The sequence below is a fragment of the Rhodococcus sp. 14-1411-2a genome, from assembly GCF_002259485.1.
Taxonomy (GTDB): domain Bacteria; phylum Actinomycetota; class Actinomycetes; order Mycobacteriales; family Mycobacteriaceae; genus Rhodococcoides.
Genome location: NZ_NPGA01000015.1, coordinates 126,542 through 138,394, shown reverse-complemented (window position 1 = coordinate 138,394; position 11,853 = coordinate 126,542). Strand labels below are relative to the sequence as shown.

Sequence of the window (11,853 nt, the reverse complement as noted above, 5' to 3'; positions counted from 1 at the left end):
CCAGGCAACGCAGCACCCCAGGCAACGCAGGTGATCACATGGGCGAGCTGGCCTGCGCCCAGAATCGTTTCGGAATTCGGCCCGCATGCCTGGCCTGGTAGCCCGCGGCCACCGCGTTCCGCATCGCCGACGCCATCAGTGCCGGGTCCTTCGCCCTGGTCACCGCGGTCGCGAGCAGCACCGCATCGCAGCCGAGTTCCATTGCGAGGGTGGCGTCGCTGGCGGTGCCGATGCCCGCGTCGAGGATCACCGGCACCGAGGCGGCGTCGACGATCATCTCGATGTTGTGCGGGTTGGCGATGCCGAGACCGGTTCCGATGGGCGAGCCGAGCGGCATGACGGCCACGCAGCCGATGTCCTCGAGTCGCTTCGCCAGGACCGGGTCGTCGGTGGTGTACGGCAGCACCTGGAAGCCGTCGTCCACGAGTTGTTCTGCGGCCTTGACCAATTCGATGGCGTCGGGCAGCAGGGTTCGCTCGTCGGCGATCACTTCGAGTTTCACCCAATCGGTTTCGAGCGCCTCACGCCCGAGCTGCGCGGTGAGTACTGCTTCGGCCGCACCACGGCAGCCAGCGGTGTTCGGCAGCGGCGCGATGTTCAACCGGCGCAGCAGATCCAGCACTCCCGTCCCACCCGCGGCGTCGACGCGGCGCATCGCGACGGTGGTCAGTTCGGTTCCCGACGCGACGAGGGCTTCCTCGAGCACTGCGAGATTCGCCGCTCCCCCGGTGCCGGTGATGAGGCGGGAAGTGAAGGTGCGGCCCGCGATCGTCAAACCCGCCATGCCCTCAACCACCCTGCACTGCGGTGAGAACGTCGATGGTCCAACCCTTTTCGACGCTGGTGGTGTCCCAGCGACTCTTGGGCAGTACCGCCCCGTCGACGGCGACGGCGATACCCTTCTCGGGCAGGCCCAGGAATTCGAGCAGCCGACGCATGGTCATGTCCTCGGTGAGCAGGTGATCCTCGCCGTTGACGGTGATGCCGATCGCGACCTGTGTCATGGTGTCCTCTCGATGTGTGCAAAGCGTTCGGGTGTGGCTGCTTTCGCCTCGGGCAGGGCGTCACCGGAGATCAGCGCGGTGACAGCGTCGGCGGTGATGGGCGCGAGCAGGATGCCGTTGCGGCCGTGTCCGGTGGCGACGACCACGTTTTCGGCGAGTCTGCCGATGATCGGGAGTCCGTCGGGGCTCATCGGCCGTAGGCCGGCAGCGGTTTCGTACAGTTCGTATTCGCCGATGCTCGGCATGAGTCGTTCGGCGTCGGCGATCAGGTCTCGTACTCCCGCGACGGTGACCTGGGTGTCCTCACCGGATTCGTATTGTGTTGCGCCGACGACCAATCCGTCGCCGCGTGGCACCAGGTAGATCGGACGTCCGTGCACGGTTCCGCGAATGGTGCGGTGCGGCGGCGGTGCGGAGCTGGGCCTACGACGCAGCCGCAGGATCTCGCCTTTCACCGGCCTCACCGGCAGTGTCGGCCACAGTGCGGAACAGCGAGAACCGGCGGCCAGGACCACCTGATCGGCGTCGGGAAGTGCGTCGACCGAGCTAACCACGAACTCGACGCCCGCGTCCAGACATCCCTGCTCGAGCGCGGCGATCAGCGCCCGGTTGTCCACCGACAGTTCGGTCGGAGCCAGCAGGCCGAGTCGAATGTTCTGCGCCAGAGCAGGTTCGAGCTCACGCAGCTGCGCCCGTCCCAGAATCTCGAGTTCGTGTCCCTGCTCGCCCACCCATTCGGCGATGGTGCGTAGATCGGCCGCATCGGCGGAGTCGAGGGCAACCGTCACCGATCCTGCTGCGGAGAACACCGAGGGGCCGGGAAGGCGTCGGGCAAATTCCGGCCAGCGCGCCAACGACGCGGCACCGAGATGCAGCAGTTCGTGTTCGCCGGGCCACCCCTCGGACAACGGTGCCAGCATTCCGCCCGCGACCCACGACGCGCCTTTTCCCAGCGCGGGATCGTGAACGACGACCCGATGACCGTCCTCGGCCAGGCGCAGCGCCGTCGACAGCCCGATGACGCCTCCGCCGATAACGACGATGTACACGCGATTCACGTCCTCACTCCCTGCGCCCGCATGATCGGGTTCAGGTATTGACGGTAAGGGCGGCGAACCCACTCTCAGCCCCACGATCCCTGGGACTCCCGCGATTTCTCGGCCACTCCGTCGTCGGTGGCGGCCACCATGAGAATACAGTTCGCTTTGTGCATCCATCTCAGACCGCCCGCAATCAGACTCCCCGTGAGCGTCTTGCGTCCGCTCGCCTGTACCTGTGTACCGATGCCAGGCGCGACAAGGGCGATCTCGCGCAGTTCGCCGAGGCCGCGTTGTCCGGTGGCGTCGACATCATCCAGCTGCGCGACAAGAACTCTGCGGGCGAGCGCGAGTTCGGCCCCCTCGAGGCCAAGGACGAGCTCGCTGCGCTGGCGATTCTGCTCGCCGCGACCAAACGGCACGGGGCACTGTTGGCGGTCAACGATCGCGCGGATCTGGCGTTGGCCTCGGGTGCAGACGTGCTGCATCTGGGCCAGGGCGATCTACCGGTGCACTACGCACGGCAGATCCTCGGCCCGGACGTGGTGATCGGGCGCTCGACGCAGAACCGCGCCCAGTCCTCGCTCGCCGCGATCGAGGACGGCGTCGACTACTTCGCCGTCGGTCCGGTGTGGCCGACGCCCACCAAGCCCAACCGCTCGGCCGCCGGGCTCGAGGCTCTGCGGGCGACTGCGGACGCGCTACCGGAGCGGCCGTGGTTCGCCATCGGCGGCGTCGACGCGACCAATGTGGATCAGGTCAAGGCAGCCGGTGCCGACCGCATCGTGGTGGTTCGCGCCATCACCGAGGCCAGGGACCCGCAGGCGGCCGCTCGTTCGTTGGTTCAGGCGCTGCAGGCTTAGAGCGCTACAGCCACGCAAGAACCGACGACGGCGTCAGGACCTGGACCGACTCCGGCAGCCGGTCGCGTAGTCCACGGTCGGCGGTGACCATCGCCGTCAGGTCTCCGCCCCGGTGTGCTTGATCAGCGAGGGTGTCGTCGCCGCTGCCGTCGGCGAGAATCGTCCGGGTTCGGGGGTCGTCGACGACCGCGTCCCTGGCCTGGCCCTCGAGCACGGCTTCGATGCGGGTGAGCCAGCCGTACTGACCGCTGGGTAGTTCGACGGTGCGCGGCAGCGTCTCGGCGAGCGAAGTCAGCAGTGCACCGGTCGATCCGGCGCGGTCCTTCCACCACCCGTTCGGTCGCGAGCCGAGCACGTTGGCGGTGTCGAGCAGCACCCGCAGCGGCACGGTGCGCAGCGACGGCCAACTGGACGCGAAACCCGGGTGCAACGGGAGTTCGTCGACGATCGACTCCGGCACCCAGCGCAGTTCGGTGCTCTCGCCGTTGGGCACGGTGGTCAGAGGGTGGTCGGTATCGGCGACGACGGTGGTGTACGACCAGCCGCTCTCGACACTGGCGGTGACGCGCTCACTGCGCACCCTGACCTGTTCGTCGGAGATACCGGCTTCTTCGTGGGCTTCGCGCACCGCCGCGTGCGCGGTGCTCTCGTGGGAATCGCGAGCTCCGCCGGGTAGTGCCCAAGTTCCGCCCTGGTGGCTCCACAACGCTCGGTGCTGCAGCAGCACCATCGGCTCACCGGTGTTCGACGGCTCGTTCGACGGTGCACGCAGCAACAGTCCGGCGGCACCGTGCTTTCCCCAGTGCCGAGAACCGTCCGTACCGATCACCCAACCGTCCCCGTCACCACGCATGCTCTCCAGCGTAGGGGAATCATCCTTCTGTAGTGACTGCGCTGTAGTGGCTGCAGTACGGTCCGCCTGCTTATATGCTCGGGTGCGTGATCGCGGCCGGCATTACCCCCTCCGCTGCCGTCCCACCGACAACGGCTACACACGTCGGTGCCGCTGCAGGCAAGCCGCCGGTTCGATACACGATGCGTTCGACGCCTGCGCGGTTGGTCGCGATGGGAACCGCGCTGGTGTTCTTGGCGTTGACGGTCGGAAATCTCGCGTCCACGGCCGTGACCGATCGGGTCGACACCCTGGGCACCCTGTTGGTGCGGACCGAGCCCTTCGCGAACTCGGCACAGAATCTGTACGGGGCACTGTCGGTGGCGGATGCAGCTGCGGCCACCGCCTTCATCGCCGGCGGTCTCGAGCCGCCCGAGGTGCGCGAGCGCTACTCGCAGGCACTCGGCGAGGCGTCGTCCGAGCTGATCGCGGCCTCGGCCGGGGTCGCCGAGAACGACGCGGCCACCAGCGCGGTGCTGACGCAGATCGCCGCCGGGTTACCGGTGTACAGCGGTCTGGTCGAGACGGCGCGAGCCAACAACCGCAGCGGAAATCCGGTGGGCGCGGCCTATCTCGGCGAGGCGTCGACGATGATGCAGACGACTTTGCTGCCGCTGGCCGAGAAGTTGTACACCGAGCAGGCGTCGCGGGTGTCGGCCGATCAGGAACGATTCACCAGTCCGCCGCTGTTCGCGATCGGCTCGCTGGTGTTCCTGTTGCTGATGACCGGCGTGGCCCAGTGGTACCTGTCGCGGACCACTCGCCGCACGTTGAACGTCGGATTCCTCGCTGCCACAGTCGCTGTCGCCGGCCTGCTCGGCTGGATGCTGGTGGTGGGACTGATTTCCTCGATCGCCACCGATCGCGCGATCGACCGCGGCGTGTCTCCGCTGAAGTCGTACACGACGGGTTTCATTCTGGCGCAACAGGCCAGAGCGGACGAAACTCTCGATCTCGCCCGTCGCGGCGGCGGTCAGGATTACGGACAGTCGTTCGACGCGAACGTCTCTCGGCTCACGGAGATGTTCCAGGGCGACACCGCGGTGATCGATGCACTGAACACGTGGTCGGTCTCGCATTCCAGAATCGATTCCGCCCTGGAGGTCGGCGATTTCAACGGTGCGGTCTCCATTGCCACCGGCACCGGCGAGTCCGATTCCGCGGCCGCGTTCACCGCACTGGACAGCGTTCTGGTCGACGGAATCGAGAATGCGCGAAGCGAACTGCGGTCCAACATCGACCGATCGGTATGGGTGCTGTCCGGGCTGTCGAACGGCGCGTACGTGCTCACCGTCGTCGCGTCGGTTGCCTTCGGCGTCGGCCTGTTCCCGAGACTGCGGGAGTACCTGTGAAACGTCTACTCGCCGTCGGCATCCTGGTCACCGCCCTGTTGGTCGGCTGTGCACCGCCCGAGAACTCTGCGCCGCAGGTCGAGACGACGTTCACCGAACCGCCGCTGCCGGAAGGCGCGTCCGTCGCCGCGCGGCCCACCGAGAGCCCAGCCGACGACGAGTGCGCCCGCCCCACCGCCAGCCTGCGACCACTGGCTGCCGGCACCGATGTTCCGCCGCCGCCGCAACCGACCGTCGACGCACTGCGCGCCAAGGGCCGCTTGGTCGTCGGACTGGACACGGGCAGCAACCTTTTCAGCTTCCGCGACCCGATGACCGGGCAACTGGTCGGCTTCGATGTCGACATCGCACGGGAAGTCTCACGAGACCTGTTCGGCGATCCCAACCGGTTGGACTTCCGTATCCTCACCTCCGCGGAGCGGCTCGAAGCTCTGCAGAATTCTTCGGTGGACATGGTGGTCAAGACCATGACCATCACGTGCGCTCGCCGCAAGGACGTCCAGTTCTCCACCGTGTACTTCCAAGCGCAGCACCGTGTTCTGGTGGTGCAGGGGTCGGGCATCCGCGGAGTCGAGGACCTGGCGAACAAGCGGGTGTGCGCCGTGGAGGGCACCACCTCGCTGCGACGCCTCCAGCGCGTCCAGCCCGCCGCGACCGTGGTGACGGTACCGATGTGGTCGGATTGCCTTGTGGTGCTGCAGCAACGGCAGGTCGACGCCGTCAGCACCGACGACGCGATCCTCGCTGGTCTGGCAGCACAGGATCCGTACCTCGAGATCGTCGGCGACAGCCTGAGCCCGGAGCCGTACGGGGTGGGAATCAACAAGAACAACGAGGATCTGGTGCGGTTCGTCAACGGCACGTTGGCACGCATCCGCTCCGACGGCACGTGGAATCGCATCTACAACCGGTGGCTGACCGTGCTCGGCCCCTCCCCCGGTCCGCCCAGCGCGTCGTACAGCGATTAGGGGCGTAGGAACATGGACGACGACGAACAGCAGGCAACGGCCCCGGCGGAGCGAACACAGGCGGTCTCGCGCACCGACGACAGCGAGCGCACCCGGGCAGTGTCGAGAACGCAAGCAGTCTCGGGAACGGACGGCGTCGAGCGCACTCAGGCCGTCTCGCGGTCACCGGTCGACGATCGAACCCCGCCATCGAATGCGTCGTACTCCGCTTCCACCCGTTCCAAGACGGGTCGGTCGAGGTCCGGTCGATCGCGCAGCACCGGGATTCGGCGGCGACTCGGCGGCGGTCTGGTGGAAGTGCCTCGCGTCGAACCGATCGATCCTGCCACGGCCGTGATGTCGGATCCGACGGTGCCGCAGCACAAGCGGTTCTGTTGGAAGTGCAACGCCAAGGTGGGCCGCAGTGAACCGGACGAGCCCGACGTGGCGATGGGCATCTGTCCGCACTGCGGCGCAACGTTCGACTTCACTCCCTTGTTGGAACCGGGCGACCGCGTGGTCGGCCAGTACGACGTACAGGGCTGCATCGCGCACGGCGGACTCGGCTGGATCTACCTCGCCATCGACCGCAACGTCAGCGACCGCTGGGTGGTGCTCAAGGGACTGCTGCATTTCGGTGACGAAGAGGCCCATGCCGTCGCGGTTGCAGAGCGGCAATTCCTCGCCGAGGTCGCCCATCCCGGCGTGGTGAAGATCTACAACTTCGTCGAGCAACCCCGCAGCGACGGGTCGACCGTCGGCTTCATCGTCATGGAGTACGTCGGCGGCCGGTCACTGCGCGACATCCTCACCTCGTGCGGCGACGGAGCACGCCTACCCGTCGAGCAGGCACTGGCCTATGTTCTCGAAGTGCTTCCGGCACTGGGCTATCTGCATTCGATCGGACTGGTCTACAACGACCTCAAGCCCGAGAACATCATGGTCTCCGACGACCAGATCAAACTCATCGACCTCGGTGCGGTCGCGGGTATCGAGGACTACGGCTACCTGTACGGCACAGTGGGCTACCAGGCACCGGAGATCGTCAAGACGGGACCGACGGTGGCGTCGGACATCTTCACGGTCGGCCGCACGCTGGCGGTGTTGACCCTGGACATGCCGTCGAAGAACGGCAAGTACCTCGACGGCCTCCCCTCGGTCGAGGAATCCGAAGTGCTACAGCAATTTCCGTCCCTGCATCGACTGTTGCTGCGCGCGACACACGAGGATCCCACTCGACGGTTCCGATCCGCGGACGAGTTCGCCGGGCAGGCCACCGGTGTGCTGCGTGAGATTCTGGCCATCAGGACGGGTGTCGAGCGGCCGGGGCTGTCGACGGTGTTCAGCCCGCCGCGTACGACCTTCGGCACCGAGCAGTCGGTGGGACGAACAGACACCTACGTCGACGGCACGGTACGGCACGAACGAATGACGGCCGCGGAAGTGGTTGCTGCGCTTCCGGTTCCGCTGGTGGACCCCAACGACCCGAGCGCGCCGCTACTGGCAGCGGCTGTACACGTCGAACCTCGACAGACCCTGGACTCGCTACAGCACGCCAAACGCAACGGTATCGAACGCGTCAGCCCCGGAGCCGAATCGAGCCGTTCCGCAGGGTCCTCCAGTCCCGTGGAACTGAGCCTCGAGATCACCCTCGCCGAGGTCAAGGCCCATCTGGATCTGGGGAACGTCGTCGAAGCAACCGACATTCTGGCCAAGGTGCAGTCGACCGACCACACCGCGGATCCATGGCGAGTGCAGTGGTACGCAGGCCTGATCGCGCTATTGCATCACGAATACGATTCTGCGTTCACGAGTTTCGACAACGTACTCGGCGCGATGCCCGGCGAACTCGCACCCAAGCTCGCTCTCGGAGCCACCTCGGAATTGCTCGGCCATGCGGCTGCGGGCAACGGCGAGGAAGCCGAGAAGTGGCGGGCCCGCGCCGAAGGACTGTATCGAGCGGTGTGGCGGACCAATCGCGGCATCGTGAGCTCGGCGTTCGGCTTAGCCCGGCAGTTGCAGCGGCGCGGAGATCAGACCGGGGCAATCGCTGCCCTCGATCAGGTGCCGATCAGCTCACGGCACTACTCGATGGCGCGCATGACCAGCGTGCTGACACTGCTGATGGACCGCTCACGAGCGGAGCTGTCCGAATCCGATTTCCGTTCTGCTGCACGGCGAGTGGCGTTGCTGCCCAAAGCCGAGAGCCGGGCGCTGCAGATGCGGACACTCGTACTGGCGATGGCATTGGACTGGATCGTCTCCGGCCACGCCGCCACCGCCGAGCGAGAACCCATTCTCAGTGTCCCGTTCACCGAGGACGGCTTGCGGCGCGGCACCGAGAAAGGTCTGAGGGCACTGGCCCGCAACGCCACCGATCGCGCCCACCGTTTCTCGTTGGTGGACCTGGCGAACGCCATTCGGCCGCGTTCGCTGTTCTAGCTGCGTACCAGGCTGTCCGCTGCCCGAGCGATCGCCAGCTCCTCGTTGGTGGGCACCACCAGCACAGTGACGGTCGACGAGTCGGTGGAGATCACCCGAGCCTGCTTGCTGCGCAGCGCATTACGCTCTGGGTCGATCTCGATGCCGAAGCCCTGGAGATTCGCGAGGGCATCGGCGCGCACTGCTGCGGCGTTCTCGCCGACACCGGCGGTGAACGTGATGGCGTCGAGCCGGCCCAGCCCGATCATGTACGCACCGATATACTTGCGCAGACGGTGGATGTAGACGTCGTATGCCAAGCGTGCGGAGGCGTCGCGGTCGTCGATCCGTTGCTGCAATTGCCGGAAGTCGTTGACCCCGGACAGTCCGATCAACCCGGAGCGACGGTTGAGCAGGGTATCGATGTCGTCGACGCTCATGCCTGCACTGCGACGCAGATGCAGAATCACCCCCGGGTCGATATCCCCACTGCGGGTACCCATCACCAGACCTTCGAGGGGAGTCAGTCCCATCGAGGTGTCGACCGCCTTGCCGCCGGCGACGGCCGAGGCCGAGGCCCCGTTGCCCAGGTGCAGCACGATCTGATTCAGCTCCGCGAGATTGCGTTCCAGGAACTGCGCCACCTGGTCCGAGACGTAGTGGTGCGAGGTGCCGTGGAAGCCGTAGCGCCTGATGTCGTGCTCGGCGGCGACGTTCGCGTCGATGGCGTAGGTCGCGGCCGCGTCGGGCAGGGAGTGGAAGAAGGCGGTGTCGAACACTGCCACGTGCGGCACGTTGGGCAGCTGCTTCCTGGCGACCTCGATGCCCAGCACGTTCGGCGGATTGTGCAGTGGTGCAAGACTACTGAGGTCCGAGATCTGCTGCACGACGGCGTCGTCGATGATCGTCGGCCGGTAGAACACGGTCCCGCCGTGGACGACGCGATGCCCGACCGCAGTTACCGATTCCAGTTCGACGCCTGCGTCGGCGAGCATCGCGAAGGCCAGTGCGAGACCGGCACCGTGGTCGTCGATGTGCTGGATTCGCTCGACACTCTCGCCCCGGTAGTCGAGTTCGACTCGGCCGTCGGATTCACCGATGCGCTCGACGAGCCCACTGGCCACGGACTCCCCCGAGCCGGGGTCTACGAGTTGGAACTTGACCGAGGACGAACCGGAGTTGACGACGAGAATGCTCACTTGCCCTCCTGATCGGCCGCGGCGGCGATGCCCTGTGCCTGAATCGCCGTGATGGCGACGGTGTTGACGATGTCCTCGACCAGCGCACCGCGCGAGAGATCGTTGACGGGCTTGCGGAGGCCCTGCAGAACCGGCCCGACGGCAACCGCGCCGGCGCTGCGCTGGACGGCCTTGTAGGTGTTGTTGCCGGTGTTGAGGTCCGGGAAGATGAACACCGTCGCTCGGCCTGCCACGTCGGAATCAGGCAACTTCGACGCGGCGACGGACGGTTCGATCGCCGCGTCGTACTGGATCGGACCCTCCACGAGCAATTCCGGATTGCGTTCGCGCACAAGCGCTGTGGCCTGCCGCACCTTGTCGACGTCCGCTCCGGAACCGGATTCGCCGGTGGAGTACGACAGCATGGCCACCCGTGGTTCGATCCCGAACTGGGCCGAGGTCTGCGCCGAGGACACGGCAATGTCGGCGAGCTGCTCAGCCGTCGGATCGGGTACGACTGCGCAGTCACCGTAGGCGAGAACACGATCGGACAGGCACATCAGGAAGATCGACGACACCGTCGACACGCCCTCGGTCGTCTTGATGATCTCGAACGACGGCTTGATGGTATGTGCGGTGGTGTGCGCCGCACCGGAAACCATGCCATCGGCAATTCCCTTGTGCACCATCATCGTTCCGAAGTACGAGATGTCGGCCATGATCTCGCGGGCACGGTCGATCGTCATACCCTTGTGCTTGCGCAGCTCGGTGTACTCGGCCGCGAAGTCCTCGGCGTAGTCGCAGTTCTTGGGGTCGAGAACCGTCGCACTGTCGAGATCCACGCCCAGTTCCGATGCGCGTCGTCGAATGGGGCCTTCCTCGCCGAGGATCGTCAGGTCCGCAACCTGACGCTGCAGCAGACGTCCGGCAGCCCGGAGGATGCGATCGTCGCCGCCCTCGGGGAGCACGATGTGCTTGCGATCGGCGCGCGCCCGGTGGATCAGCTGGTACTCGAACATCTGCGGGGTCGTGATGGTGGGAATGGCGATGTCGAGCCGCTCCAGAAGAGTTTTCGCGTCGACCCGCTGTTCCATCAGACCTAGCGCGGTGTCCACCTTGCGCTGCGAACCCACCGCCACGCGGCCGCGCGTCTGCGCTGCAGCAGAAGCGGTGTCGAAGGTGCCGAGCTCGGTGGTCAGGATCGGCAACCGGGGGCCGAGCCCTGCCACCAGACGAGCGATCGCCGGATGGGGCTCGATGCCGCCGTTCATGATGATTCCGGCGAGAGACGGAAAGCCCTCCGCCTCATGGGCATTGACGAGGGCGAGCAATACGTCGGATCGATCTGCAGGCGCGATGACGACGACGCCCTCGGTGAGGCGTTCGAGGATGTGCTCGGCCGTCATGCCACCGACCATGACCCGCAACGCTTCTCGCTGCAGCAACGACGAATCACCGGAGTACAGTTTGCCGTCCACCGCCTCGAGCAGTTCCGCCATCGTCGGCGCGACGAGGAGCGGAATCTCCGGCAGAGACCACGCGGGCACGCCGACCGACGCCAACGCGTCGGTGACCGCATCGAGATCCTCGGGGGCGCAACGGTTCGCCACGATCGCAGCCAGGTGGGCATGATGCTGACGCAGTTCGCCCTGGCACAGAGTGGCCAACTGCGCGATTTCGTCGGGCATGCGACCGGACCCGCGCAGCGCAAGCAACACGGGGGCACCGAGATTGACCGCGATGCGCGCATTGAAGCCGAGTTCACTGGGGCTGCCGACGTCGGTGTAATCACTGCCCACGATCACCACGGCGTCGCACTGGGACGCCACCTCGTGATAGCGATTGACGATCTCACTGAGCGCTGCATCCTGATCGGCGTGCACCTGCTCGTACGTGACACCGAGCGACTGCTCGTACGTCAGATCTGCGGTGGTGTGCTCGACGAGCAACTCGAGGATGTAATCGGGTTCGTCGGTCGATCGAGCAATGGGACGGAACACCCCCACCCGGGCCGCGGAAGCGGCGAGCATCTGCAGCACACCGAGCGCGATGGTCGATTTCCCGGTATCCCCTTCCGGTGACGCGATGTAGATGCTCGAGGGATACATGTCCGACGCGTCGGTGCCGCTGGGCTCAGCCATGACCGCCAGCCTAGTAGG

Annotated in this window: 10 protein-coding genes; 4 read left to right on the top strand and 6 right to left on the bottom strand. The window is 66.2% G+C overall.

Going from position 1 to position 11,853, the window contains the following annotated elements:
• Positions 1-34: 34 nt before the first annotated feature.
• The 3 genes from CH291_RS14235 to thiO are packed head-to-tail and all read right to left on the bottom strand — an operon-like array spanning position 35 to position 2,053.
• Positions 35-784, bottom strand: coding sequence for a thiazole synthase (locus CH291_RS14235; RefSeq protein WP_094687862.1), 750 nt, complete (start codon positions 782-784; stop codon positions 35-37).
• A gap of 4 nt (positions 785-788) precedes the next feature.
• Entirely contained in the window at positions 789-1,004 is a 216-nt protein-coding gene (thiS, locus tag CH291_RS14230) for a sulfur carrier protein ThiS (RefSeq protein WP_037186702.1), read from the bottom strand.
• The gene (gene thiO, locus CH291_RS14225; protein WP_094688067.1) at positions 1,001-2,053 is read right to left on the bottom strand and encodes a glycine oxidase ThiO; all 1,053 of its coding nucleotides are present in this window, start codon (positions 2,051-2,053) and stop codon (positions 1,001-1,003) included. Before thiO ends, thiS begins: the two co-directional genes overlap by 4 nt.
• 158 nt (positions 2,054-2,211) lie before the next feature.
• Here thiO and thiE point away from each other — a divergent pair, with 158 nt between their 5' ends.
• Positions 2,212-2,904 carry a thiamine phosphate synthase gene (thiE, locus tag CH291_RS14220; protein ID WP_068048054.1) on the top strand — a complete coding sequence of 231 codons (693 nt, stop codon included), beginning with the start codon at positions 2,212-2,214 and terminating at the stop codon, positions 2,902-2,904.
• Positions 2,905-2,908: 4 nt separating this feature from the next.
• Here the strand turns inward: thiE and CH291_RS14215 are convergent, their stop codons facing one another.
• The gene (locus tag CH291_RS14215; RefSeq protein WP_068048051.1) at positions 2,909-3,757 is read right to left on the bottom strand and encodes an NUDIX hydrolase; all 849 of its coding nucleotides are present in this window, start codon (positions 3,755-3,757) and stop codon (positions 2,909-2,911) included.
• Between the two features lie 86 nt (positions 3,758-3,843).
• Between CH291_RS14215 and CH291_RS14210 the strand changes: the two genes are divergently transcribed.
• From CH291_RS14210 to CH291_RS14200, 3 genes are read left to right on the top strand one after another with little or no spacing between them, the layout of a single operon-like run.
• Positions 3,844-5,148 carry a hypothetical protein gene (locus tag CH291_RS14210; RefSeq protein WP_231893724.1) on the top strand — a complete coding sequence of 435 codons (1,305 nt, stop codon included), beginning with the start codon at positions 3,844-3,846 and terminating at the stop codon, positions 5,146-5,148.
• Positions 5,145-6,116 (top strand): glutamate ABC transporter substrate-binding protein, encoded by a 972-nt coding sequence (locus tag CH291_RS14205; protein WP_094687861.1) that lies wholly within the window; start codon positions 5,145-5,147, stop codon positions 6,114-6,116. The genes CH291_RS14210 and CH291_RS14205 overlap by 4 nt, the downstream gene beginning before the upstream one ends.
• Before the next feature lie 12 nt (positions 6,117-6,128).
• Positions 6,129-8,537, top strand: a complete 2,409-nt coding sequence (locus CH291_RS14200; protein WP_094687860.1) for a serine/threonine-protein kinase — start codon at positions 6,129-6,131, stop codon at positions 8,535-8,537.
• On the opposite strand, the gene CH291_RS14195 is transcribed toward CH291_RS14200, so the two are convergent.
• On the bottom strand, positions 8,534-9,715 hold the full coding sequence (locus CH291_RS14195; protein WP_094687859.1) for an acetate kinase: 1,182 nt from the start codon (positions 9,713-9,715) through the stop codon (positions 8,534-8,536). The genes CH291_RS14200 and CH291_RS14195 overlap by 4 nt on opposite strands.
• Positions 9,712-11,835, bottom strand: a complete 2,124-nt coding sequence (gene pta / locus CH291_RS14190) for a phosphate acetyltransferase (protein ID WP_176460418.1) — start codon at positions 11,833-11,835, stop codon at positions 9,712-9,714. Before pta ends, CH291_RS14195 begins: the two co-directional genes overlap by 4 nt.
• Positions 11,836-11,853: the final 18 nt, after the last annotated feature.